Origin of the sequence: Vibrio sp. LB10LO1 (genome assembly GCF_010092875.1) — a bacterium.
Lineage (GTDB): Bacteria > Pseudomonadota > Gammaproteobacteria > Enterobacterales > Vibrionaceae > Vibrio > Vibrio campbellii.
This window is the reverse complement of record NZ_JAADJW010000024.1, coordinates 57182-82710: the sequence shown is the minus strand read 5'-3', so window position 1 is coordinate 82710 and position 25529 is coordinate 57182. Positions and strand designations below refer to the sequence as shown.

General features: G+C 46.8%; 20 protein-coding genes. 8 read left to right on the top strand and 12 right to left on the bottom strand.

Annotated elements, in window-relative coordinates; translation table 11 throughout:
- Positions 1–504: 504 nt before the first annotated feature.
- From hemG to GXP65_RS17115, 3 genes are read right to left on the bottom strand one after another with little or no spacing between them, the layout of a single operon-like run.
- Positions 505–1032 (bottom strand): menaquinone-dependent protoporphyrinogen IX dehydrogenase, encoded by a 528-nt coding sequence (hemG, locus tag GXP65_RS17125; protein WP_050904783.1) that lies wholly within the window; start codon positions 1030–1032, stop codon positions 505–507.
- Between the two features lie 9 nt (positions 1033–1041).
- Complete coding sequence (locus GXP65_RS17120; protein ID WP_045371853.1) at positions 1042–2499, bottom strand: TrkH family potassium uptake protein; 1458 nt, start codon at positions 2497–2499, stop codon at positions 1042–1044.
- 46 nt (positions 2500–2545) lie between these two features.
- A complete protein-coding gene (locus GXP65_RS17115; protein WP_005440863.1) occupies positions 2546–3169 on the bottom strand; it encodes a YigZ family protein in 624 nt (207 codons plus the stop codon).
- A gap of 268 nt (positions 3170–3437) precedes the next feature.
- On the opposite strand from GXP65_RS17115, the gene fadB reads away from it, so the two are divergent.
- The 3 genes from fadB (at position 3438) to GXP65_RS17100 (ending at position 8046) form a co-directional block, all read left to right on the top strand.
- Positions 3438–5609 carry a fatty acid oxidation complex subunit alpha FadB gene (gene fadB / locus GXP65_RS17110; protein ID WP_162093340.1) on the top strand — a complete coding sequence of 724 codons (2172 nt, stop codon included), beginning with the start codon at positions 3438–3440 and terminating at the stop codon, positions 5607–5609.
- Between the two features lie 14 nt (positions 5610–5623).
- Positions 5624–6799: an acetyl-CoA C-acyltransferase FadA gene (gene fadA, locus GXP65_RS17105; protein ID WP_005426042.1), complete on the top strand. Its 1176-nt coding sequence runs from the start codon at positions 5624–5626 to the stop codon at positions 6797–6799.
- 266 nt (positions 6800–7065) lie between these two features.
- The gene (locus tag GXP65_RS17100) at positions 7066–8046 is read left to right on the top strand and encodes an MDR family oxidoreductase (protein WP_005426044.1); all 981 of its coding nucleotides are present in this window, start codon (positions 7066–7068) and stop codon (positions 8044–8046) included.
- Positions 8047–8119: 73 nt separating this feature from the next.
- Here GXP65_RS17100 and GXP65_RS17095 read toward each other — a convergent pair whose 3' ends face one another.
- Together GXP65_RS17095 and GXP65_RS17090 are read right to left on the bottom strand one after the other, a co-directional pair.
- On the bottom strand, positions 8120–9061 hold the full coding sequence (locus GXP65_RS17095; protein ID WP_009708063.1) for a LysR family transcriptional regulator: 942 nt from the start codon (positions 9059–9061) through the stop codon (positions 8120–8122).
- 167 nt (positions 9062–9228) lie between these two features.
- Positions 9229–9411 carry a hypothetical protein gene (locus tag GXP65_RS17090; RefSeq protein WP_009708062.1) on the bottom strand — a complete coding sequence of 61 codons (183 nt, stop codon included), beginning with the start codon at positions 9409–9411 and terminating at the stop codon, positions 9229–9231.
- Positions 9412–9543: 132 nt separating this feature from the next.
- On the opposite strand from GXP65_RS17090, the gene tusA reads away from it, so the two are divergent.
- Positions 9544–9792, top strand: coding sequence for a sulfurtransferase TusA (gene tusA, locus GXP65_RS17085; RefSeq protein ID WP_005426051.1), 249 nt, complete (start codon positions 9544–9546; stop codon positions 9790–9792).
- Between the two features lie 44 nt (positions 9793–9836).
- Here the strand turns inward: tusA and GXP65_RS17080 are convergent, their stop codons facing one another.
- Both GXP65_RS17080 and GXP65_RS17075 read right to left on the bottom strand, forming a co-directional pair.
- Positions 9837–10097: a hypothetical protein gene (locus GXP65_RS17080; protein WP_009708061.1), complete on the bottom strand. Its 261-nt coding sequence runs from the start codon at positions 10095–10097 to the stop codon at positions 9837–9839.
- 160 nt (positions 10098–10257) lie between these two features.
- The gene (locus GXP65_RS17075) at positions 10258–10812 is read right to left on the bottom strand and encodes a TMEM165/GDT1 family protein (RefSeq protein ID WP_010444803.1); all 555 of its coding nucleotides are present in this window, start codon (positions 10810–10812) and stop codon (positions 10258–10260) included.
- Positions 10813–11297: 485 nt separating this feature from the next.
- Between GXP65_RS17075 and glyQ the strand changes: the two genes are divergently transcribed.
- From glyQ to GXP65_RS17055, 4 genes are all read left to right on the top strand, one after another.
- Positions 11298–12215 carry a glycine--tRNA ligase subunit alpha gene (glyQ, locus tag GXP65_RS17070; RefSeq protein ID WP_005440855.1) on the top strand — a complete coding sequence of 306 codons (918 nt, stop codon included), beginning with the start codon at positions 11298–11300 and terminating at the stop codon, positions 12213–12215.
- A gap of 13 nt (positions 12216–12228) precedes the next feature.
- Entirely contained in the window at positions 12229–14295 is a 2067-nt protein-coding gene (glyS, locus tag GXP65_RS17065) for a glycine--tRNA ligase subunit beta (protein WP_162093339.1), read from the top strand.
- A gap of 217 nt (positions 14296–14512) precedes the next feature.
- Positions 14513–16597: an alpha-amylase gene (locus GXP65_RS17060; protein WP_162093338.1), complete on the top strand. Its 2085-nt coding sequence runs from the start codon at positions 14513–14515 to the stop codon at positions 16595–16597.
- Positions 16598–16826: 229 nt separating this feature from the next.
- Positions 16827–18080, top strand: a complete 1254-nt coding sequence (locus tag GXP65_RS17055; protein ID WP_009699313.1) for a valine--pyruvate transaminase — start codon at positions 16827–16829, stop codon at positions 18078–18080.
- Positions 18081–18217: 137 nt separating this feature from the next.
- Here the strand turns inward: GXP65_RS17055 and GXP65_RS17050 are convergent, their stop codons facing one another.
- The 5 genes from GXP65_RS17050 to dnaA form a co-directional block, all read right to left on the bottom strand.
- Positions 18218–18655 (bottom strand): Hsp20 family protein, encoded by a 438-nt coding sequence (locus GXP65_RS17050; protein ID WP_005426066.1) that lies wholly within the window; start codon positions 18653–18655, stop codon positions 18218–18220.
- A gap of 467 nt (positions 18656–19122) precedes the next feature.
- Positions 19123–21540: a DNA topoisomerase (ATP-hydrolyzing) subunit B gene (gene gyrB, locus GXP65_RS17045; protein WP_017191016.1), complete on the bottom strand. Its 2418-nt coding sequence runs from the start codon at positions 21538–21540 to the stop codon at positions 19123–19125.
- Positions 21541–21553: 13 nt separating this feature from the next.
- Positions 21554–22633: a DNA replication/repair protein RecF gene (gene recF / locus GXP65_RS17040; protein ID WP_045371904.1), complete on the bottom strand. Its 1080-nt coding sequence runs from the start codon at positions 22631–22633 to the stop codon at positions 21554–21556.
- 9 nt (positions 22634–22642) lie between these two features.
- Positions 22643–23743, bottom strand: coding sequence for a DNA polymerase III subunit beta (gene dnaN / locus GXP65_RS17035; protein ID WP_012126666.1), 1101 nt, complete (start codon positions 23741–23743; stop codon positions 22643–22645).
- 63 nt (positions 23744–23806) lie between these two features.
- Positions 23807–25213, bottom strand: a complete 1407-nt coding sequence (gene dnaA, locus GXP65_RS17030) for a chromosomal replication initiator protein DnaA (RefSeq protein WP_005532851.1) — start codon at positions 25211–25213, stop codon at positions 23807–23809.
- Between the last annotated feature and the right edge of the window lie 316 nt (positions 25214–25529).

Genomic DNA, 25529 nt, shown 5'->3' with positions numbered 1-25529 from the left:
TGTTAGGCCTGCCGCCAGCGTTCAATCTGAGCCATGATCAAACTCTTCAATTTAAGATTTTGTTCGGCTCAATGAATACTGAACATTACATAAAGTAATGTTTGAATTGACTGTGCTGAATCTTTCGATTCAATGGTCACTTCGTATCATTGAAACCTAATTTGAAGCCGAAGCTTCTAATTGGATTATCATCAACGAGTGCCCACACAGATTGATAGGTCTATATTGTTAAAGAGCTTTCCTATTGAGCTTTGCTCAAATCGGACGGCCATTTTAGCGAGTTAAAGTTTAGTGTCAATCACTTTTTTCAAACTTTTTTCAAGCGTTTCCGCTTGGCTAATTGGCTTGCTAACTCAACCTCGTTTCTTTCGAAGCGTTGCCGTGTCAGCGAGGTGGCATTATAGAGATTGCGATCACATTGGCAAGCCCTTTTTCTCGTTTTTTTTGATTTTTTTATCGTTCGGATAAATTTGCGTCAAAAGCGGTCAAAAGAGCACGTTATTTCTACAGCTCTTTGAATTTATCTGCGAAAAGAGCCACTTTTTCCCAATTGGTGTATTCCACTTCTTTGGTCGTATCGGTTTCGCCACCTGTCATCGACATAATGAACTTAATCATCGTTTTGTCGAACCATCCGTAACGTGGGTAATAAAGAGCACCAGCAAAAACACCGATTAAGGTTGGTTTCCAAGGTGACTTAATTAGGAACTTACGAATGTAAGCGCTACCTTCTGGCGTATCCTTTCCTTGTTCTTCTTTACGAGCGGTTAAGTTTACGCAGAAAAACGCCACTTTACTTTGTTCAAGTTGATTGAGATTTCGCTCAATAAACTGGTACAGCTTCTTATTAAGATGACCATAACGAATAGATGCGCCAATCAATACTCTGTCGTATTGGCTGAAATCCATCGCCTCTACATTATGTAAATCCACCAGCTCGCAATCGAAGTCTGGTAGTTGTTCATCTATATAGTGGAGAATTTTTTTCGTCTGCCCTTCACGGGAAGAGTATAGAAATAATGCTTTTGCCACGATTTCCCCTTAGCTACGCCAAAACGTCGGCGTCAGTAGTATAAGTAAGGTAAAGATTTCCAAACGACCAAACAGCATAGAAACAATCAATACCCATTTTGCTTTATCGTTAACATCACCAAAGTGAAGTGCCACTTCTCCCAAGCCAGGGCCAAGGTTATTCAATGTTGCCGCTACCGCGGAGAACGCACTTAGTTCATCCATTCCAGTAGCAATCAAACACAGCATGCAAACCACAAATACCAGCGCATAAGCAGAGAAGAATCCCCAAACCGCATCCACGACACGTTGTGGTAGTGCACTGCCACCCACTTTAATGGTGTAAACCGCACGAGGGTGGACCAAGCGCTTCAGCTCACGAGCACCTTGTAAGGTCAGTAACAGAATACGGATCACTTTCATACCGCCACCAGTCGAACCTGCACAACCGCCTATAAAAGACGAGAACAACAGCAACACTGGTAAGAACAATGGCCAATCAGCAAAACCGGTTGTGGTAAAACCAGCAGTAGTAGATATAGACACGGTTTGGAATAGCGCCTGATCAAAAGCGTCATATGACGAGTCATATGAGTGGTGATTCAACAATAATAGGAAGCACACCAAAAACAAGACAACTTGTATGAAGATGAACGCACGGAACTCTGGATCTTTCCAATAGTATTTAGGATGTACGCCGCCGGACGCAAACGCGGCGAAGTGCAAAGAGTAGTTACATGCCGAAATCAACAAGAAGACAACGGTAATCATGTTAATGGCATAGCTATCGAAATAGCCCATGCTGGCATCGTGTGTGGAGAAACCACCGATGGCAATAGTAGAGAAGCTATGACTTATAGCATCAAACGGTGTCATACCTGCTAACCAAAATGCCAAGGCACACGCAATAGTCAGACTCAAATAGATGTACCACAGTGCCTTTGCTGTCTCAGCAATACGCGGGGTCATCTTAGTATCTTTTACCGGTCCTGGTATTTCAGCTCGATACAGCTGCATACCACCGATACCAAGAACAGGAAGAATGGCTACCGCCAACACGATGATACCCATGCCGCCAAACCATTGCAGGAGCTGACGATAAAATAAGATCGCTTTTGGCAGTTCGTCGAGCCCGACAATGACCGTCGCTCCCGTTGTCGTTAAAGCAGAGAAAGACTCAAAAAATGCGTCAGTCACAGATACATTGGGATTATCTGAGATAAGGAAAGGAATAGAGCCAGCACTACCAAGTACAGTCCAGAAAAGAACAACAATAAGGAAGCCATCACGCGCTTTAAGCTCGTGTTTATGCCTGCGGTTTGGGAACCAACATATCCCACCACATACGAGAAGTACGAAGAAAGTCGTGACAAAAGGTACACCCGCACCATCTCGATAGATAAGCGCAACCAGCGCAGGCGCGAGCATTGTGACACTAAAAAGTGCGAGCAATAGCCCGACGATTCGAATAATTGAACGAAATTGCATGGATTGATTGACTAGCGAAGCTGTCCCTGTGGCTTCCTATTTTTCATTATTGTCCGTCTAGTGGGGTGACAATTGCCTTTGCACCACTTTTGTTGATGATAGCTTGGGTAAACGCGCTCACTTCACGTAGCTCAATTTCCACCACTAATACCACCTGATCGCTGTATTCAGCATCCACTTCAACCGCACCAAACTGGGGCATAAGCGACTGTGCGATAGGCATAAACCCATAGTCTAACTCTAGTCGGAGTTTTGTGGTTATTTTTTTCTCAATTGTTTGAAGCAGCTTGAGCGCTTGTTGCACGCCGCCGCCATAAGCTTTAACCAAACCACCTGTACCAAGCTTGATGCCGCCAGAATATCGAGTCACTACAGCCGTAATCTCTCCAACCCCGGAGCCAGACAGCTGAGCAAGGATCGGTTTACCTGCCGTCCCTGAAGGTTCTCCATCATCACTAAAGCCCCACTTCATCGAATCTTCTGGTCGACCTGCAACAAATCCCCAGCAGTTGTGTCTTGCATCAGCATGCTTGGTTTTGATCTGCTCAACGAATGCTTTCGCCGCTTCCACGCTTGGCGTGTGTGCTAAGTAAGTAATAAAGACACTCTTTTTGATCTCTTCTTCAAATTGAGCAGGCTGAGCAGGAATCAGATAAGGCAGGTCATTCATAGGATTAGGTCACTTTTCTCTTTGTTCAAAGTCTATCACGAGAGGTAATTGTGAGTCGCATAAGATCTGCCTTAGCGCACAATGTTAAACACTTGTTTAAAAAATGTATTGAAATTAACCAATCTGAAGTCCAAACTAACTTCACTGGTCTAACCAGAGCAATAAATAAAACGACTTTCCTCTATATCTATTTGCTGCCCTACAGGCGCTCAGCCCGCAACAAATCGGTATACAGACAATCCAAGATTGTATGTCATGGAGATAGACAATGATTTACCAAGCCGAAACCCTACAGGTAAAGGAAGTACAAGATGGCATTGCAGAACTAAGCTTCTGCTCTCCAAAATCCGTTAACAAGCTCGACCTAGCAACACTAGAGTCACTCGACAAAGCCCTTGATGCACTAAAAGCGCACCAAGGACTGAAGGGCTTGATGCTCACCTCAGATAAAGACGCGTTCATTGTTGGCGCAGATATCACCGAATTCTTAGGTCTTTTTGCCAAGACAGACGCTGAGCTCGATCAGTGGTTGCAATTTGCTAACAGCATCTTCAACAAGCTGGAAGACTTGCCTGTCCCAACTATCTCGGTACTAAAAGGCCACACGTTAGGTGGCGGTTGTGAGTGTGTGCTTGCAACTGACATGAGAATTGGTGACAAGACCACCAGCATCGGTCTACCAGAAACAAAACTGGGCATCATGCCGGGCTTTGGTGGTTGTGTACGTCTGCCACGTGTTATTGGCGCCGACAGCGCAATGGAAGTGATCACTCAAGGTAAAGCGTGTCGTGCGGATGAAGCGTTAAAGATTGGTCTTCTGGATGCGGTTGTTGATAGCGACGCACTTTACGAGTCAGCACTCAAGACAGTGACCTCGGCAATCAACGAGAAGTTGGACTGGCAAGCTCGTCGCAAGCAAAAGACATCACCTCTAACGCTAAGTAAGCTTGAATCAATGATGAGCTTTACCATGGCGAAGGGTCTGGTGGCACAAAAAGCGGGTCCTCACTACCCCGCTCCAATGACAGCCGTTATTACTATTGAAGAAGGCGCTCGTTTCGCTCGTAACGAAGCACTCGACATTGAACGTAAGCACTTCGTAAAACTGGCTAAGTCTGAAGAAGCAAAATCACTGGTTGGCTTGTTCCTCAACGACCAATACATCAAAGGGCTTGCTAAAAAATCAGCGAAGTCAGCGAGTAAAGACACGCAACGTGCGGCTGTGCTTGGTGCGGGCATTATGGGCGGCGGCATCGCCTACCAATCTGCATTAAAAGGCGTACCGGTGTTAATGAAAGACATCGCGCAACCTTCACTCGATTTAGGTATGACTGAAGCATCTAAGCTGCTAAATAAACGCTTATCTCGTGGTCGCATTGATGGCTTTAAGATGGCTGGTATTTTAGCGTCTATCACACCAAGCCTACATTACGCAGGCATCGAAGAATCAGACGTGATTGTTGAGGCCGTAGTAGAAAACCCGAAAGTAAAAGCAGCAGTGCTGAGTGAAGTCGAATCACATGTCGGTGACGATACCGTTATCACCTCAAACACCTCGACGATTCCAATCAATCTATTAGCAAAATCGCTGAAACGCCCAGAAAATTTCTGTGGCATGCACTTCTTCAACCCAGTGCACCGTATGCCTCTTGTTGAGATCATCCGTGGTGAGCACACCTCTGATGAAACTATCAATCGTGTTGTTGCCTACGCAGCGAAAATGGGCAAATCACCAATTGTCGTTAATGACTGCCCTGGGTTCTTTGTAAACCGCGTATTGTTCCCATACTTTGGCGGCTTCAGCATGCTACTTCGTGATGGTGCGGACTTTACGAAAATCGACAAAATCATGGAACGTAAGTTTGGCTGGCCGATGGGACCTGCATACTTGCTCGATGTTGTTGGTATTGATACTGCTCACCACGCACAGGCCGTTATGGCACAAGGTTTCCCAGAGCGTATGGGTAAACAAGGCCGTGACGCGATCGATGCACTATTCGAAGCAAGCAAATACGGTCAGAAGAATGGCAGTGGCTTCTACAGCTATACCATAGATAGAAAAGGTAAGCCGAAGAAAACCTTCTCTGAAGAGATCTTGCCAGTGCTCGCTGACGTTTGTGCCGATAAGCAGGACTTTGACGATCAGACCATCATTCAACGCATGATGATTCCAATGATCAACGAAGTGGTACTGTGTCTGCAAGAGGGCATCATCGCCACTCCACAAGAAGCGGATATGGCACTGGTTTACGGTCTTGGCTTCCCTCCATTCCGCGGCGGCGTATTCCGCTACCTAGATAGCGTAGGTATTGCCGAGTTTGTTGCCATGGCAAAACAATACTCGGATCTCGGTGCAATGTACCAAGTACCACAGATGCTGATTGATATGGCGGCGAAAGGTGAAAGCTTTTACGGTGCACAACAGCAAGGTTCTATCTAAGGAGGGATTCTAAAATGACTAATCAAACAAGAAATGTTGTCGTAGTCGATTGTCTACGTACTCCAATGGGTCGCTCTAAAGGTGGTGCTTTCCGTCATACGCGAGCAGAAGATCTATCCGCACGCCTAATGAAAGGTATTCTTGCGCGTAACCCACAAGTAAACCCAAGCGAGATTGAAGATATCTACTGGGGCTGTGTACAACAAACCCTAGAACAAGGCTTTAACGTGGCACGTAATGCGGCGCTACTTGCTGGTCTACCAATTGAGATTGGCGCCGTGACGGTTAACCGCCTGTGTGGTTCATCCATGCAAGCGCTTCACGACGGTACACGTGCCATCATGACGGGTGACGCTGAAATCTGCCTAATTGGTGGTGTTGAGCACATGGGACACGTACCAATGAACCACGGCGTAGACTTCCACCCAGGCATGTCAAAGACAGTTGCAAAAGCAGCCGGCATGATGGGCTTAACCGCTGAAATGCTTGGTAAGTTGCATGGTATTAGCCGTGAACAACAAGACGAGTTTGCTGCGCGCTCTCATGCTCGTGCACATGCTGCAACCGTAGAGGGTCGTTTTAAAAACGAAATCCTACCAATTGAAGGTCATGCGGCTGACGGCACGCTGTTCACTCTGGATTACGATGAAGTCATTCGCCCTGAAACATCCGTTGAAGGTCTGTCTCAACTTCGTCCTGTTTTCGATCCAGCAAACGGTACAGTTACAGCCGGTACATCATCGGCACTGTCTGATGGCGCATCAGCAATGTTGATCATGAGTGAAGAGAAAGCCAATGAGCTTGGCTTGAAGATTCGTGCACGTATTAAAGGCATGGCAATTGCGGGCTGCGATCCTTCAATCATGGGTTACGGTCCTGTACCTGCGACGCAAAAAGCGCTCAAGCGAGCTGGTCTTTCAATTGAAGACATGGATGTGGTTGAGCTAAACGAAGCATTTGCAGCGCAATCTCTACCATGTGCTAAAGACTTGGGTCTGCTTGATGTTATGGATGAGAAGGTCAACCTTAACGGTGGTGCGATTGCATTGGGTCACCCACTTGGTTGTTCCGGCTCACGTATCTCGACGACTCTGATTAACCTAATGGAAGCGAAAGACGCGAAATACGGCCTGGCAACCATGTGTATCGGTTTAGGCCAGGGGATTGCGACGGTATTTGAACGACCATAGTTTGCTTGAGAAACGCTAGGTTGTAGTGATCAATCCAACAATCACAAGCAAATGAACCAATACTGAAAATTTTTAGTATTACACTTAAGGGCGGCATCTGATGTCGCCCTTTGTTTTACGCTAAATATTGCTTACATGCACAAAAAGCATACATTAAATGCTCAAGTTTCATTTTATTCATAGACAAAGAAGACATACACTTAGCAGCAGTTGATATCTTGCTGCATGTGACCCAGAGTCACGCTACCGCACAATCGGAGAACCTTATGTTTAATGCTCTAGTTCTAAATCAAGAAGACAAACGTACTATCGCTAACATCGAGCAAATCGATGAAACACAACTGCCTGAAGGCGACGTTCTGATTGACGTTGATTACTCATCGTTGAACTACAAAGACGGTCTTGCAATTACAGGTAAAGGTAAAATCATCCGTAACTTCCCGATGGTGCCGGGTATTGACCTAGCAGGTACGGTAGTAAGCTCAGAAGACGACCGCTACCAAGCAGGCGACAAAGTTGTTCTTACTGGTTGGGGTGTAGGTGAAAACCATTGGGGCGGTATGTCTCAACGTGCTCGTCTAAAAGCGGATTGGCTAGTACCACTACCAAAAGGTCTAGACAGCAAGAAAGCAATGATGGTTGGTACAGCGGGCTTCACTGGCATGCTATGTGTTCAAGCACTGCTTGATGCAGGCATCAAACCTGAAAACGGCGAAATCCTAGTAACTGGCGCAAGTGGCGGTGTAGGCTCAGTAGCAGTAACGCTTCTAGCACAACTTGGCTACAAAGTTGCTGCAGTGACAGGTCGCGTAGAGAAAAACGGCCCACTACTAGAAAAACTTGGTGCTAGCCGCATCATCGACCGCGTTGAATTTGAAGAGCCAGCACGTCCGCTTGAAAAGCAAGTATGGGCAGGTGCGGTTGATACTGTGGGCAGCAAAGTACTAGCAAAAGTATTGGCACAAATGGATTACAACAGTGCAGTTGCAGCTTGTGGTCTTGCAGGTGGCTTCGATCTACCGACGACAGTAATGCCATTCATCCTACGTAACGTTCGTCTACAAGGTGTGGATTCTGTTTCATGCCCATTTGAAAAACGTACTGCAGCATGGGAAAAATTGGTTGAGTTACTACCAGACAGCTACTTCGAACAAGCTTGTACTGAGGTAGAACTAGCGGAAGCACCAAAATACGCTGAAGACATCACAAACGGCCAAGTAACGGGTCGCGTGGTTATCAAACTATGAGCGTTAACCCTTCTATAGAATAAACAAAGCCGGGTCATTACCCGGCTTTTTGCTATTTCGATTATCGGAAAAATTAGTCCAATCCCATATCTTCAATTCGCTTGGCAATAAGACGACTACATTCTTCACGAACCACGGCACGCAGCCATTCTTGAGCGGGAGAGTGCTCGCAACGCGCATGCCAAATCATCGAATATTCAAACGGCGTGAATTGGAATGGTAATGGCTTCACCACTAAGTCATAGCGATCAGCAACCAAGTACGCTAAATCGGCCGGTACGGTAATGATAATTGGCAGAGTATCGACGATCGCCAGTGCCGCTTCCAAGTGATAAGCACGCAATACCATCTGACGTTGCGGCTTCTCCACCAGCGCTTGCTCAATCAGCGCCTTAACCCCATCACTGATGGCAATCATGGCATGCGGATGACTAAGATAATCATCCAGACTCATCTCTTTATCGGCTAATGGATGCTGCTTTGAGAGCATGCATAGCACACCGACTCGCCCTAGCACTTCACTACGTAGTGGCTCCACAGGACCTGTAGGGCGACAAATCGCTAAGTCCGCGCCTTCATATGTTAATTGATCAGATAAGCGGTCGTGTTGCAGTGGCAAGAAGTTAAACGACACATTTGGCGCTTCTTGATAGATACGCGGTAAAGCGAAAGGCAGAATGGTTTGCATCGCGTAGTCAGTTGTCGCGATATTAAACGTCTGATCGCAACTGCGTGGATCAAACTCACGTGGAGACAGCAATTGGCGTAGTGACTCCAAAGGCTCACCCAAAGATCGATCAATTTCTAACGCTTTTTGAGTTGGGATCAAGTGCTGACCTTGACGCGTAAACAGCGGATCACCAAGCAGGTCGCGTAAACGCCCTAGCACACGACTCATTGCCGATTGGCTTAAATTGAGACGCGTTGCTGCTTTACTGACACTGCTCTCTTCGATCAACACACGTAATGCGACCAATAAGTTCAGATCTCGACGATAGATGTCTTCTAATTCCACGATTTGCCACTTACCATGTAGGGGATTTAGGTAAATTGTACTCTTCAGGCAAAAAAAATCCCGCCTTTCAGCGGGGAAGCCCAAGAAAAATGGGGATAGTGTCGGAATGAAGTGTCGTTAAACTTGGTGAGCGGTGTATCAATAGGTTCCGATTACAGCAAGAAGCGCTAATTTTCTTGCTCAGATGCACCTGACCATTTGTGCATCTCAATCCAAATCCCAATAATCGTTGCACTCATGCCTACAAGAGGCAGCAATGAGGTTTCAGCTGGTGTTCTGAGTACTAATGCGCAGAACGAGATGAAACACAAAACCGAATAGATGGTTAGTCTGTCTAACGCTGTTAACATCGTGTCCCCTTACCAGTTGTTACCAAATTGTTAATTTAAGGTAAATCAAAAAATTCGGTTTGCCAAGTGGTTATTGAATATTTTTTCAACGAAAGTAAAATTCACCGCTCAGTTAGTTACGAGAATCACATTATGAGCTTTAATCCTGAACTGGCGACCAAGACATTAGAGGCGGAAGGATTACGCTGCCCAGAGCCAGTGATGATGGTCAGGAAGACAATTCGAAACATGCAAGATGGTGAGGTGTTGCTGGTTAAAGCGGACGACCCATCCACAACTCGAGATATCCCGAGCTTCTGCCGATTTATGGATCACCAGTTGATTGCGGCACAAACGGAGCAGCTTCCATACCAGTACCTAATTAAGAAAGGTTTGGAATAATCTCAGCAAGATCAAAAACGGCAGCCCAAAAGGCTGCCGTTTGTTTATTCATCGTATTCTAGTGTGCGAACTTCAGATTGTAGCTTGTTCAATTGCTTCCGCATTGCACGCATTTCCTCATGCATCGGAATGATATGAGCCACCCGAATCCACGCTTCTACCGTCAGACCAGTAAGAATAAAGGACCCTGCTACAATTGGTAGCCACATATCAGTCAGCACCATTGCTAGCAAGCAAAGTGCCAAACCAAAGGTGAATAAATAACTCTGACTCTTTGGGGTCATCCCCATGTAACGTGTAAGCATACCTTTGCCCTCTCGCTATCATTCACACCATTAAATTACCATGACAAGTATGACACTAATATGTCATCCGTCACGGTCTTGAACGATTTTGAGTCAGAGTTTGAAGTTGTGTATTACTTCACTAGTTATTGATAATTCACACCATTTTACGTGCAACAGATCAGAACAATGCCGCTCCGATAGCTAGCGCGATAAACAGGAATGCGGTCACCTTACGAATCAGCCCTAAAGGCATCTTATCGGCCGACAATTTACCAATCAGGACCACAGGTACATTCGCCAGCAGCATACCGATCGTGGTGCCAAGAATCACCCAACTCAATGCATCTGCGTATTGCGCACCCAAGATAGAAGTCGCAATCTGAGTCTTGTCGCCAATCTCCGCAACGAAGAAAGCAATAAAGCTGGCAATAAATGGACCACGGTTGGAGATCTGCTCGTCGTCATCCAGTTTATCTGGGATCAACACCCAAGCCGCCATGGCGACAAAACTGACCACCAGCACCCATTTGAGAACTTCAGGCGAAAGATAATCGGCCACCACCACACCTAACCATGCAGCCAAAGCGTGGTTGGCAATGGTTGCCAAAAAGATTGCTGCAATAATAGGGATTGGCTTGCGGTAACGACTGGCAAGTAATAGAGATAGCAATTGGGTCTTATCGCCAATTTCTGCTAACGCTACAGTAGTAATTGAAATAGCTAAAACGCTCACGACATGCTCATTGGGGCGGGATAATTATTTTTAACCTAAGACAAATCTCACGCCCCACCCCGGTTCATGATGATTTGTCTAAGGTCTTGCTAAACTCATCGGGCTGATGAGTCTCGAACGCCATGGTGATTTTGCACCAATTATGTTGACGAACGAACTGGATGAAACAGACATTTCATCGAGTAAGCTACTCCCCAAAGACAGGCGCAATTCTAGCCATGTTTCCTCATCACCTCAAGAGTGAAAGCCAGTGAAAACTCCCTTTTAGGAAAAATTCAGCAGATAAAGCGGTAAAAATCCATTAAAGGAGAAAATTGCCCACGAATTAATCAAGATTAGCTCTACTCCCATGCTCAATATCTGGGTATACTTGATTGTTAATTTATTCAACCGTAATTACTTTGAATCGCCATTGTTGAGGCAAGAAAACCCAACAAAAAAGAGACGAATTCACGAGTAATAAGAGAATCGCGCGAACCTGACTTATGCAAAAATACGATATCAAAACCTTCCAGGGAATGATCCTCGCGCTGCAGGATTATTGGGCTCAAAATGGTTGTACCATTGTTCAACCACTAGATATGGAAGTTGGTGCGGGTACCTCTCACCCAATGACCTGTCTACGAGCACTTGGCCCAGAGCCAATGTCTACAGCTTACGTACAACCTTCACGTCGTCCTACTGATGGCCGTTACGGTGAAAACCCTAACCGTCTTCAGCACTACTACCAATTCCAAGTAGCGCTAAAACCATCGCCAGACAATATCCAAGAGTTGTACCTAGGTTCTCTAGAGGTTCTTGGTGTCGACCCACTTGTTCACGACATCCGTTTCGTGGAAGACAACTGGGAAAACCCAACACTAGGCGCATGGGGTCTAGGCTGGGAAGTTTGGCTAAACGGCATGGAAGTGACTCAGTTTACTTACTTCCAGCAAGTTGGTGGTCTTGAGTGTAAGCCAGTAACTGGTGAGATCACTTACGGTATCGAACGTCTAGCAATGTACATTCAAGAAGTAGACTCTGTTTACGACCTAGTTTGGAACATCGCACCAGATGGCAGCAAAGTGACTTACGGTGACATCTTCCACCAAAACGAAGTAGAGCAATCGACTTACAACTTCGAGCACGCAGACGTTGAATTCCTATTTGGTTTCTTCGAACAGTGTGAGAAAGAGTGTAAAGAGCTGCTTGAGCTTGAAAAGCCACTGCCACTGCCTGCTTACGAGCGCATTCTAAAAGCTGGTCACGCATTCAACCTACTAGATGCGCGTAAAGCGATCTCAGTAACTGAACGCCAACGTTACATCCTACGCATCCGCAACCTGACGAAAGCAGTTGCAGAAGCATACTACGCATCGCGTGAAGCTCTTGGCTTCCCAATGTGTAAGAAAGAACAAGCGTAAGGGGTAGAGTAACATGGCAAAAGAATTTCTAATCGAGCTAGGTACAGAAGAGCTACCACCAACGCAACTTCGCACTCTAGCTGAAGCATTCGCAGCAAACTTCGAAGCAGAACTAAAAGGCGCTGAGCTTGCTCACGAAGGCGTTAAATGGTTCGCGGCGCCTCGTCGTCTTGCACTTAAAGTAGCAGCACTAGCAGACAGCCAGTCTGACAAAGTTGTTGAAAAGCGTGGTCCTGCGGTTTCTGCAGCGTTTGACGCGGAAGGCAACCCAACAAAAGCGGCTCAAGGCTGGGCACGCGGTTGTGGCATCACGGTTGACCAAGCAGAGCGCATGGTTACAGACAAAGGTGAATGGCTACTGTTCAAACAAGAAGTGAAAGGTCAGCCAACGTCTGAGATCGTAGTTGAACTTGCAGCGAAAGCACTAGCAAACCTACCTATCGCAAAACCAATGCGTTGGGGTAACAAAACGACTCAATTTATCCGTCCAGTTAAGACGCTAACCATGCTAATGGGCAGCGACCTAATCGAAGGCGAGATCCTTGGTGTCGCTTCTAACCGCACTATCCGTGGTCACCGCTTCATGGGTGAGCAAGAGTTCACTATCGATTCTGCTGAGCAATACCCTGCGATCCTAGAAGAGCGCGGTAAAGTAATGGCAGATTACGAAGCGCGTAAAGCAATCATCCTAGCTGACGCACAAAAAGCGGCAGCAGCGGTTGGCGGTATCGCTGACCTAGAAGATGACCTAGTAGAAGAAGTAACGTCTCTGGTTGAATGGCCAGTGGTACTAACAGCGAAGTTTGAAGAAGAGTTCCTAAAAGTGCCTTCTGAAGCGTTGGTTTACACCATGAAAGGTGACCAAAAATACTTCCCTGTTTACGACGAAAACAAGAAGCTACTACCTAACTTCATCTTCGTATCGAACATCGAATCAAAAGAACCTCGTTACGTAATCGAAGGTAACGAGAAAGTGGTTCGCCCGCGTCTTGCTGACGCAGAATTCTTCTTCAACACAGACCGTAAGCGTCCGCTTATCGACCGTCTGCCAGAACTAGAACAAGCGATCTTCCAAAAGCAACTGGGTACGATCAAAGACAAAACAGACCGCATCACAGAACTTGCTGGCTACATTGCTGAGCAAATCGGTGCTGACGTTGAGAAATCAAAGCGTGCTGGTCTACTAGCAAAATGTGACCTAATGACCTCAATGGTATTCGAATTCACGGATACTCAAGGTGTTATGGGTATGCACTACGCTCGCCACGACGGTGAAGCAGAAGAAGTTGCAGTAGCACTGAACGAGCAATACATGCCTCGTTTCGCAGGTGATGAACTGCCATCAAACGGCGTTTCAACTGCAGTTGCAATGGCAGACAAGCTAGACACTATCGTAGGTATCTTCGGTATTGGTCAAGCGCCTAAAGGCAGCGATCCATTCGCACTACGCCGCGCATCTCTAGGTGTACTACGTATCATCGTTGAATACGGCTACAACCTAGATCTTGTTGACCTAGTAGCGAAAGCGAAGTCACTGTTTGGCGACCGTCTAACCAATGACAACGTTGAACAAGACGTTATCGAGTTCATGCTTGGTCGTTTCCGTGCTTGGTACCAAGACGAAGGCTTCAGCGTAGACATCATCCAAGCGGTTCTAGCTCGTCGTCCGACGAAACCAGCAGACTTCGACCAACGAGTTAAAGCGGTTTCTCACTTCCGTGAACTAGAAGCAGCAGAGTCTCTAGCAGCAGCGAACAAACGTGTAGGTAACATCCTAGCGAAATTCGACGGCGAACTAGCAGCAGACATCGACCTAGCACTTCTACAAGAAGACGCAGAGAAAGCACTAGCAGAAAGCGTTGAAGTAATGACGGAAGCGCTAGAGCCAGCATTTGCTACAGGTAACTACCAAGAAGCCCTAAGCAAGCTCGCTGACCTCCGTGAACCAGTTGATGCGTTCTTTGATAACGTAATGGTAATGGCAGACGACGAAGCACTTAAGAAGAACCGTCTGACACTACTGAACAACCTGCGTAACCTGTTCCTACAGATCGCAGACATTTCTTTGCTTCAAAAGTAATTCATTACTCTTAGAAGTGATTAAGAAATAAGTAAAAGGGAAGCAGATGCTTCCCTTTTTTGTTGCCTTCAAATCGATGAAGGTGACGCTTATTATTCATTTTGTGAACAAGACTAAAATTTGTAGGGTGAGACGCGTTTAACTTGTTGGTGTAGAGCTCGGATTGTAGAGGCACAGTTTTGCTATAACTGGACTGTTTATTCGGGGGAAGGACACAATGAAAAAAACAATTCTCGCACTCTCTATCGGTCTACTGAGCGCCTGCAGCCAGATTCCAGAAAATGCCATCGTATTAAGCGTTGGTGATGACACCGCTGTTTTTGAGGAAAACTCACAAGGCTTACTTGTCGCCGAGCAAAAACTCGAAAAAGGCAGTTACACCTTTACCATTGCTGACAGCAAGCAAAGCTGTGGCAGTAGCTTTGCCCTAGCAGAAGAAGATCGCATCAAGTTCAATCGTCCATTAAAAATGGATAACTGCGCCACTGATGCACAAATGCCGCTGCGCATCTTCAAAGCCAATACCTATCAATTTACGCTCAACCCAACCACCAACGAGCTAACGGTCAAAATCAAACCAAAACAGAGTCAGGACATAACCTACTCTTGCCCTGTCGCAACTGACGCGCCAAAAACCATCAACGTTGCTCAAACCTTTAATGATGGCACTGTCGTTCGTGATGCCTTAACCGGACAAGAAGCCACAGTCGCCAATGGCAGCGTCACCATGCAGCCGGGTCCTATGAGTCAAGGTCTGTTGTTACTAGAAGAGGTTGAACAGCAAGCCGATAAACCGTTCAGCTGGGATAATGCGACGGTGTACTTCGTCATGACCGACCGCTTCTACAATGGCAACCCAGACAACGACAACAGCTACGGTCGCAGCAAAGATGGAAAATATGAGATTGGTACCTTCCACGGTGGTGACTTAGCGGGTCTGACGAAAAAACTCGATTACATCGAATCACTTGGTGTCAATGCTATCTGGATAACTTCACCACTGGAACAAATCCACGGCTGGGTTGGCGGCGGCGATAAAGGCGATTTTAAACACTACGGCTACCACGGCTACTATCACCAAGATTGGACCAAGCTTGATGCCAACATGGGTACCGAAGATGAACTCAGAACCTTCGTCGATACTGCCCATAAGAAAGGTATCCGCGTGATTTGGGATGTGGTCATGAACCACACAGGTTATGCGACATTAGCAGACATGCAGGAATTCGGATTTGGTCAGCTTTACCTTGATAACCAAGAAGCCAAAGAAGTCCTTGGTGAAAAATGGACCGACTGGCAGCCAAAATCAGGACAAAGCTGGCACAGCTTCAACGACTACATCAAATACGGTGATAGCGAAGCGTGGGATAAATGGTGGGGCAAAGATTGGATCCGCACTGACATTGGTGACTACGATGCTCCGGGCTACAACGACATCACCATGTCTTTGAACTACCTACCGGATCTCAAAACCGAATCGACTCAGAAAACCGGATTACCAAACTTCTTCCGCAATAAAGACACCAATGCGCAAGATGAGCTGCAAACCCCACGTGAACATCTGATTACGTGGTTATCCGATTGGGTGCGCGACTATGGCATTGATGGCTTCCGCGTTGACACAGCCAAACACGTTGAAATGGAAGCGTGGGCAGAGTTGAAAGCCAGCACCACCCAAGCGCTTGCTCAATGGAAGCAAAACAACCCGGACAAAGCCTTGGATGACCTACCTTTCTGGATGACAGGTGAAGTATGGGCACACAGCGTGGTGAAGAGCCCGTATTTCGATAACGGCTTCGATTCCATCATTAACTTCGAGTTCCAATCTGACGTAGCACCAAAAGCACTGAAGTGTTTCGCTCAACTCGATAATGATTACCGCCGCTATGCAGAGCGCATCAATACCGATCCTGAGTTCAACGTGTTGAGCTACCTGCCTTCACACGATACACAGCTGTTTTGGTCAGCGCGCAGCCGAAGCTTTGATGACCAAGCACGTGCCGCGAATGCACTGATGCTTGCTCCCGGAGCAGTACAGATCTATTACGGTGATGAGATCGCCCGTGATTTTGGCATTACTGGTTCAGATGCTCACCAAGGCACACGCTCAGATATGCCATGGGATAAGATTCATGGCGAGCGTGAAGATCTACTGCAACATTGGCAAAAGCTAGGCGAATTCCGTAAACGCCACCCAGCGGTCGCTCAAGGTAAGCACATTACTCGCAACCAAGAAGGTTACTACGCGTTCGAACGCCAATACCAAGACGACAAGGTGTTGATTGTTTACACCGGTGAGTAAATCACACTCTCTCCACCAGCAAGGGAAGCATAAGCTTCCCTTTTTTGTTGCTCTTTTTGCCTTTTTATCTCGTACCTCTGGTCTGATGACACACTTTTTTCTTTTTCGGCTTAATTCACACTTTGCGTTAATTACGCATTGAGGTAAGGTCAAGGATTACTCGATAAGCCGATAAAACATCGGCACAAACATACACAAAGCAATCACAATGAATTAGGTATAACGACAAATGCAGTTCTCAAAGTTTGGTGAAAAATTTAATCAGTATTCAGGTATCACGCAGTTAATGGACGATTTGAATGATGGTCTGCGCACACCAGGTGCCATCATGCTCGGTGGAGGTAACCCAGCCGCCATTCCTGCCATGCTCGATTACTTTCGCCAAGCCAGTGAGGAAATGCTCGCCAGTGGGGAGCTCGTCGCCGCCCTCGCCAACTATGATGGCCCGCAGGGTAAAGACGCGTTCGTTAAAGCGCTGGCTCAGTTATTCCGTGAAACTTACGGCTGGGATATTTCCGAGAAAAACATCAGCCTAACTAACGGCAGCCAAAGCGGCTTTTTCTACTTGTTCAACTTGTTGGCAGGTAAACAGCCAGACGGTTCGCACAAGAAAGTGCTACTACCTATCGCGCCTGAGTACATCGGCTATGGTGATGCAGGCATTGATGAAGATATCTTTGTCTCTTACCACCCAGAAATCGAGCTGCTAGATAACGGTCTGTTTAAATACCACGTCGATTTTGAGCAGCTCACCGTCGATGACTCTGTTGCGGCAATCTGCGCGTCTCGCCCAACCAACCCTACGGGTAACGTACTGACAGATGAAGAAGTACGTAAGCTGGACAAGCTAGCACGTGAGAACAACATTCCGCTGATCATTGATAACGCCTACGGTCTGCCGTTCCCGAATATCATTTTTGAAGATGTCGAACCGTTCTGGAATGAAAACACCATCCTTTGCATGAGCCTATCTAAACTTGGCTTGCCGGGCGTGCGTTGTGGGATTGTGATTGCGAGTGAGGAAATCACGCAAGCGTTGACCAATATGAACGGCATCATCAGCTTAGCTCCAGGCAGTGTTGGTCCAGCGCTGGCAAACCACATCATTGGTAAAGGCGATCTGCTTAAACTGAGCTCAGAGGTGATTAAGCCGTTTTATAAGCAGAAGTCGCAACGTGCGGTTGAACTGCTCCAAGAAGCGATTACCGATGAGCGATTCCGCATTCACAAACCGGAAGGCGCTATCTTCTTGTGGTTATGGTTCGATGAACTGCCAATTACGACAATGGAACTGTACCAACGCTTGAAAGCGCGTGGGGTCTTGATTGTTCCGGGTGAATACTTCTTTATTGGTCAGAAGGACGAGTGGGATCATGCACACCAATGCTTGCGTATGAACTACGTTCAAGACGATGAGATGATGCAAAAAGGCATTGCGATTATCGCTGAAGAAGTGGAAAAGGCTTACCGCGAAGGTAAATAGACCGATTAAACTCAGCCGTTCTTCTCTTTGAATAGCGGCTTTGAAAGCCCCAAACTAAAAAGAGCGCCCTTTTCCATAATGGAAGGCGCTCTTTCTCATTCTATAACCGTGTGGTTAACTGCTGTGTCATCAGCTGATTAGCTGTTTTCAATCAGATTGTTGCCACCGATAGCAATCTTACGCGGTTGCATCGCTTCTGGAATTTCACGAACTAAATCGATATGAAGTAGACCGTTTTCCATTGATGCACCAACGACTTTTACGTAATCCGCAAGTTGGAATTTACGTTCAAAATCGCGCTCCGCAATACCTTGGTAAACGTAGTTTTTACCTTCTTCGGCTTTACGCTCGCCCTTCACGATCAACATGTTTTCGTTTTGAGTCAAATCGAGCTGATCTTCAGCAAAACCAGCGACTGCCATAGTAATACGGTAGTTATGCTCGTCTTTTTGCTCGATGTTGTATGGAGGGTAACCGCCAGAAGTGTTCTTCGCAGAGCTTGCTTCCATCAGGTTAAACAGACGGTCGAAGCCAATTGCATTACGGTATAGTGGTGAGAAATCTACATTACGCATAATCTATCCTCTTTTAAGCAATAGTCTTAGCCCAGATGAAGGTCATCCACGTGGCGCATTTATGCAAGAAAACGCCGAGCTAAGGGATCCGATGATTCATTCCTCTGACCTACTCTTTAGGTGCGGGGACATGATGTCGAATCTAGGGTCAAGTTGTGTGCTAAAACTGAGTACCCTCTCCTGAGCGATCTCGTTTAGCGATTCCAGAGGCGCTGTTCTTCTCTTGTTGAGCAAGTCAGCCATCCCTCTTCATAACTAGATATAAGGTCGAAAAATGGGCTTTCAAGGGCTCCAATGAAAATATTTTTAGATCCCCGACTCGATCCCCTCTCCCTCTCGAAGCATTCCCATATTCATAGGGCGCAGCCGTTCTCGTATCTCGCCTCTTTTATCTTGTTTCTACCCAATAAAAAACGCCACCTCTTGCGAGATGGCGTTTTTAGTATGGTTTGACTGAGTCTGTACGACTACACGTCTAGGTTTGCTACTTTCAGCGCGTTCTCTTCGATGAAGTTACGACGCGGCTCAACTTGGTCACCCATTAGCGTTGTGAACAATTGGTCTGCGCCTACCGCATCTTCAATGGTTACTTGCATCATGCGACGTGTCTCTGGGTCCATTGTGGTTTCCCAAAGCTGATCTGGGTTCATCTCGCCTAGACCTTTGTAGCGCTGTAGGCTTAGACCACGACGCGACTCTTTGATTAACCACTCAAGTGCCGATGCAAAGCTTGATACTGGCTGAGTACGCTCACCACGCTTGATGTAAGCACCTTCTTCTAGCAGACCGTCTAACGCTTCAGATAGATCCGCTAGCTTGCCGTACTCTTTCGAGTTCAGTAGGTCAATGCTCAGTGCGTAGTCGTGAGTCACACCGTGAGTACGTACGATGATCTTAGGTAGGTTTAGACCTAGCTCTTCGTGCTGCTCAACTTCGAAGCTGTATTGGCTTGCGCCTACTTCTTTTGCGTTTAGCTGTTCAACTAGCTGTTTTGTCCACGCTTCTACTGCTGCTGCATCGTGACATTGCTCCGCCGTTAGACGCGGCGTGTAGATTAGCTCATGAACTAGTGCGCTTGGGTAACGACGGCTCATGCGATCCGCCAGTTTGATACCTGCGTTGTATTGCTGAACTAGCTTCTCTAGCGCTTCGCCTGCCAATGCTGGCGCTTCTGCGTTTACATGTAGCGATGCGTTATCAAGTGCCAAAGCAACTTGGTATTGGTTCATCGCGTCTTCGTCTTTGATGTACTGCTCTTGCTTACCTTTCTTCACTTTGTAAAGCGGTGGCTGAGCGATGTACACGTAGCCACGCTCGATAAGCTCTGGCATTTGACGGTAGAAGAAGGTCAACAGTAGCGTACGGATGTGCGAACCATCGACGTCAGCATCGGTCATGATGATGATGTTGTGGTAACGCAGTTTGTCCGGGTTGTACTCGTCACGACCGATACCACAGCCTAGTGCCGTGATCAGCGTTGCTACTTCTTGAGAAGAAAGCATCTTGTCGAAACGCGCTTTTTCTACGTTAAGAATCTTACCTTTTAACGGTAGGATTGCTTGGTTCTTACGGTTACGGCCTTGTTTTGCGGAGCCGCCTGCCGAATCACCCTCCACTATGTATAGTTCAGAGAGTGCTGGATCTTTTTCCTGACAGTCTGCAAGTTTGCCTGGCAGACCAGCTAGGTCTAGTGCGCCTTTACGACGAGTCATTTCACGAGCTTTACGCGCCGCTTCACGAGCACGAGCTGCATCGATGATTTTCGAACAAACCATCTTCGCTTCTGCCGGGTTCTCAATTAGGAACTCAGACAGTTTCTCACCCATTGCTGATTCAACCGCTGACTTCACTTCAGAAGAAACCAGTTTGTCTTTAGTTTGGCTTGAGAACTTAGGATCAGGCACTTTAACCGAAACAACCGCAGTTAGACCTTCACGCGCGTCATCACCAGACGTTGCTGTTTTCGCTTTCTTAGAGAAGCCTTCTTTGTCCATGAAAGAGTTCAGTGTACGCGTTAGCGCTGCACGGAAACCGGCAAGGTGAGTACCACCGTCGCGTTGTGGGATGTTGTTAGTGAAACAGTAGATGTTCTCTTGGAAACCGTCATTCCACTGCATCGCCACTTCTACCGAGATACCATCTTCGCGCTCAAAGTCGAAGTGGAAGATTTTCTCGATGATTGGTGTTTTGTTGGTGTTTAGGTGCTCAACAAACGCTTGGATACCACCTTCAAACATGAAGTGGTCGCTCTTGTCTGCTTCACGCTCATCAACCAGTTTGATTGAAACACCAGAGTTCAGGAAAGAAAGTTCACGTAGACGCTTCGCTAGGATGTCGTAGTGAAATTCTGTGTTCGAGAATGTTTCTGCACTTGGCCAGAAACGGATTTGTGTACCAGTTTGGTCAGTATCACCAATTACTGCTAGTGGCGCTTGAGGCTCACCATGATGGTAAGTTTGCGTATGGATATGACCGCCGCGGTGGATAGTCAGAACCACTTTCTCAGACAGTGCGTTTACTACTGAAACACCTACGCCGTGTAGACCGCCTGATACTTTGTATGAGTTATCATCGAACTTACCACCAGCGTGAAGTACCGTCATGATAACTTCTGCAGCAGATACTTTTTCTTCTGGGTGCATTTCTGTTGGAATGCCACGACCATCATCCGTAACTGAAACCGAGTTGTCCTCATGAATTGTCACAACGATGTCTTTACAGTGACCTGCCAACGCTTCATCAATTGAGTTATCCACCACCTCGAAGACCATGTGGTGAAGACCAGTGCCGTCGTCCGTGTCGCCGATGTACATACCTGGACGCTTACGTACCGCATCCAGACCCTTCAGTACCTTAATACTCGATGAATCGTAATTTTCAGACATGAGTTTCTCTCTTCTAGTTTGACTCTATCCTGCCATGTTCCACATGAAACAATTTGCCCGTATCGTCCAACATATCGGCGATTTGGCTTTCAGTGATAGAGCTTACAAATACTTGTGCGCCCGTCTCTTTCAAGCAGTCAGCAAGACGCTTGCGACGTTGGCTGTCTAATTCCGACGCAAAGTCGTCAATTAGGTAAATACATTGTTTGCCGGTCATTTCGGTAAGGTGTTGCCCCTGCGCGACACGCAAAGCACACACCATGAGTTTTAATTGACCGCGTGACAAAACGTCTTCAACTGGCGTTCCGTTCACTTTAATGCGCAAATCAGCTTTATTTGGACCACTAAAGGTGTAACCCAATGACTGATCACGCTCGAAATTCTTTTCTAGTATCTCATGATAAGGGGTGTCTTTGTCCCAACCACGATAATACTTTAATTGGATCTCAAATTCTGGCAAAAACGTCTGACAGATGGTTTCTGCTACGGTTTTCATCTGTTCGATGTACAGCGCTCGCCATTGACTGATGTTTTCAGCCAAACGCGCCATCTCTTGATCCCAATAACTGAGTTCGCGATAACTTCTGGCGGTTTTAAGCAGTGCATTACGTTGCTTGTTAAGACGCTTGAAACGTCCCCATGCATCATAGAAAGCGGGCTCGGTATGAAACACTCCCCAGTCGATGAATGCACGACGATGTTTTGGACCATCCGTTAGTAGATCAAACCCTTCCGGATGTATCAACTGCAAAGGCAAAACTTGTGCAAGTTGCGCCAGTTTTTGTCCAGATTGACCGCCTATTTTAACCTCTGTTGAGCCATCACGCTGCTTATTAATGCCGATAGGTAGCTCAAATTGATCCGAGTTCAAAAAACGACCATGAACAAACAGTTCGTCACACTCATTTTGGATAACTCGACCCGTCAGCGAACTCTTGAAAGAGCGTCCGTGTCCGAGCAAGTAAATTGCTTCTAGAACACTGGTTTTACCGCTGCCGTTCGGCCCAATAAGAAAGTTAAAGCCTGCTGATAGGTCAATATCACAGGCTTTAATGTTTCGAAACTGCTGAATGATGAGGCGAGAAAGTGGCATTCAGATGGCTTATAGACGTATTGGCATCACCACGTACATTGCACTGTCGTCATCTGCGTTTTCAATCAACGCACTGGCGTTGGCATCCGACATCGACACACGCACGTTGTCGCAACGCAGGGTATTAAGTACATCAAGCACGTAGCTTACGTTGAAGCCGATCTCGATAGCGTCACCTTCAAAGGTCACGTCGAGCATTTCTTCCGCTTCTTCTTGCTCTGGGTTGTTAGCGGTAATGCGCATTTCACTGCCCGCAAGATTTACACGAACACCACGGAATTTTTCGTTAGAAAGAATCGCAGCGCGTGAGAAAGCCTGACGCAGTTCATCACAACCGGTTTCCAACGTTTTGTTGGTACTTTGTGGCAATACGCGGCGATAGTCAGGGAAACGACCATCAACCAGCTTAGAAGTGAAGATAAAGTTGTTCACTTCTGCACGCACGTTTGAGCTACCGATTTGTAGCACAACAGGTTGCTCTGGTGCGTCCATCAGTTTAACCAACTCTTGTACACCTTTACGTGGCACGATGATTTGCTTCTGCGCAAAATCCGCACCGAGCTGAGTTTGAGATACCGCCATACGGTGACCGTCAGTAGCTACGCTGCGTAGCGTCGTACCATCGATTTCAAACAACATGCCGTTTAGGTAGTAACGAACGTCTTGGTTCGCCATTGAGAATTGCGTTTTTTCGATCAGCGTACGCAGATCAGACTGAGTCAGTGATACTTCCACTTCACTCTGCCAATCTTCGATGTTCGGGAAATCGTTCGCTGGAAGTGTTGCCAATGAGAAACGGCTACGGCCAGAACGAACTTGCACGCGATCGCCTTCTAGTACGAAGGTGATGATAGAGTCATCCGGCAGACCACGGCAGATATCAAGAAACTTACGAGAAGGAACGGTAATGCTGCCCGCTTCGAAATCCCCTTCTAGAGTCACTTTGCTCACCAATTCCACTTCCAAATCGGTCGCGGTCATGGATAACACGTTCTCTTCTACTTTAAGCAGTAGGTTACCCAGAATTGGTAGGGTTGGTCGGCCACCTAGTGCGCCCGAAACCTGTTGTAGCGGTTTGATTAAATGACTACGTTCAATGGTAAATTTCATGCTTGGCTCTTTACGCTGTCAGCTCAATTAATGATTTGCTTAGAATACTGTCATTCTAACCGATTACGAAGACAGGGTGCGAATCAAGTTAGAGTAATCTTCTTTAATATCGTGGCTCTCTTCACGCAGCTGCTCAATCTTGCGACATGCATGCAGTACCGTGGTGTGGTCACGACCACCAAACGCATCGCCAATTTCTGGTAAGCTGTGATTGGTCAACTCTTTTGCCAACGCCATCGCCAACTGACGAGGACGAGCAACCGAGCGAGAGCGACGTTTAGATAGTAGGTCAGCAACCTTAATCTTGTAATATTCAGCGACCGTCTTTTGAATGTTATCGATCGTCACCAACTTCTCTTGCAGAGCAAGCAAATCGCGCAGCGCTTCACGAACAAAATCAATCGTAATTGGGCGGCCAGTAAAGTTTGCGTTTGCGATTACGCGGTTCAGTGCACCTTCCAGTTCACGAACGTTAGAGCGTAGACGCTTAGCAATAAAGAACGCCACTTCATCCGCTAAGTGGATTTGGTGGTCTTCGGCTTTCTTCATCAAGATCGCCACACGAGTTTCTAACTCAGGCGGCTCGATCGCGACGGTTAGACCCCAACCGAAACGTGATTTCAGACGATCTTCTACGCCGCTGATCTCTTTTGGATAACGGTCAGATGTCAGGATGATCTGTTGGTTACCTTCTAATAGTGCATTAAAGGTATGGAAGAATTCTTCTTGTGAGCGCTCTTTATTAGCAAAGAATTGGATGTCATCGATAAGTAGCGCATCAACACTGCGGTAGTAGCGTTTGAACTCTTCAATCGCGTTGTTTTGCAGTGCTTTCACCATATCTTGCACAAAACGCTCAGAGTGCATGTACACCACTTTTGCGTTTGGATTGTTATCCACAATCGCGTTACCTACCGCGTGCAAAAGGTGGGTTTTACCCAAACCTGTACCACCGTATAAGAACAGTGGGTTATAGGCTGCGCCTGGGTTATCCGAAACTTGACGAGCAGCAGCAAGACCCAATTGGTTCGACTTACCTTCTACGAAGTTGTTGAACTTGTGTTTTGGGTTCACGTTTGAACGGTGGTTGATATCAGCGATCGCTTGCGCGTCGTCATCCCACGTTTTATGCACAGGCTTACGTGCTTGCAGTTGAGCAGGCGCTGAAGATTCTGCAGCCACGTCTGCCGGCGTACGTGTCGGTGCCGGTTTTGGTGCTGCAACTGGGCGACTGCCCACTTCAAAGCGCAGGCTAGGTACGTCGTTACCACAGTATTCTTGCAGTAAACGATTGATGCTGTTCAGGTACTTGTCGCGAACCCAATCCAACACGAAGCGGTTAGGTGCGAACAGAGTGAGAGTATTGTCATTGAGCTCCGCTTGTAACGGACGAACCCACATGCTGAATTCTGTAGCTGGTAGCTCTTCTTGAAGCTGCTGCAAACATTGCAACCAAAGCGAAGATGACACGGTGCCCCCACTGAGTATTTGAATTATCGGAAAAGACTGGCAATTTTACCTGTTGATAACCAAGATCGCCAGCAATTGATCGACGATCCAGTGAATAAGATCTAAGTTATTCACAATATTTTCGCTCAACTTAGAGAGATCAACACATCTTGCCCCAAAATTGCCCACACAACGATCCACATTTGGGCAAAATAGGCCAGATCGAGTAATTGGTGATAACTCTGTGTATGAATTTCCGTTCACTGATATTTTTCGATCGTCATTTCTGCTCTTTCCGATCGTTTTTTCATCATTTATCCCTATATCTTGGCTACTA

Excerpts from the sequence above, each read along its gene's own strand:
- glyS (WP_162093339.1), top strand. The coding sequence starts at position 12,229 with ATGGCAAAAGAATTTCTAATCGAGCTAGGTACAGAAGAGCTACCACCA.
- dnaN (WP_012126666.1), bottom strand. The coding sequence starts at position 23,743 with ATGAAATTTACCATTGAACGTAGTCATTTAATCAAACCGCTACAACAG.
- GXP65_RS17055 (WP_009699313.1), top strand. The coding sequence starts at position 16,827 with ATGCAGTTCTCAAAGTTTGGTGAAAAATTTAATCAGTATTCAGGTATC.
- glyQ (WP_005440855.1), top strand. The coding sequence starts at position 11,298 with ATGCAAAAATACGATATCAAAACCTTCCAGGGAATGATCCTCGCGCTG.
- GXP65_RS17050 (WP_005426066.1), bottom strand. The coding sequence starts at position 18,655 with ATGCGTAATGTAGATTTCTCACCACTATACCGTAATGCAATTGGCTTC.
- GXP65_RS17060 (WP_162093338.1), top strand. The coding sequence starts at position 14,513 with ATGAAAAAAACAATTCTCGCACTCTCTATCGGTCTACTGAGCGCCTGC.
- tusA (WP_005426051.1), top strand. The coding sequence starts at position 9,544 with ATGAGCTTTAATCCTGAACTGGCGACCAAGACATTAGAGGCGGAAGGA.
- fadB (WP_162093340.1), top strand. The coding sequence starts at position 3,438 with ATGATTTACCAAGCCGAAACCCTACAGGTAAAGGAAGTACAAGATGGC.
- GXP65_RS17090 (WP_009708062.1), bottom strand. The coding sequence starts at position 9,411 with ATGTTAACAGCGTTAGACAGACTAACCATCTATTCGGTTTTGTGTTTC.
- recF (WP_045371904.1), bottom strand. The coding sequence starts at position 22,633 with ATGCCACTTTCTCGCCTCATCATTCAGCAGTTTCGAAACATTAAAGCC.
- GXP65_RS17100 (WP_005426044.1), top strand. The coding sequence starts at position 7,066 with ATGTTTAATGCTCTAGTTCTAAATCAAGAAGACAAACGTACTATCGCT.
- GXP65_RS17115 (WP_005440863.1), bottom strand. The coding sequence starts at position 3,169 with ATGAATGACCTGCCTTATCTGATTCCTGCTCAGCCTGCTCAATTTGAA.
- GXP65_RS17080 (WP_009708061.1), bottom strand. The coding sequence starts at position 10,097 with ATGCTTACACGTTACATGGGGATGACCCCAAAGAGTCAGAGTTATTTA.
- fadA (WP_005426042.1), top strand. The coding sequence starts at position 5,624 with ATGACTAATCAAACAAGAAATGTTGTCGTAGTCGATTGTCTACGTACT.
- gyrB (WP_017191016.1), bottom strand. The coding sequence starts at position 21,540 with ATGTCTGAAAATTACGATTCATCGAGTATTAAGGTACTGAAGGGTCTG.
- GXP65_RS17120 (WP_045371853.1), bottom strand. The coding sequence starts at position 2,499 with ATGCAATTTCGTTCAATTATTCGAATCGTCGGGCTATTGCTCGCACTT.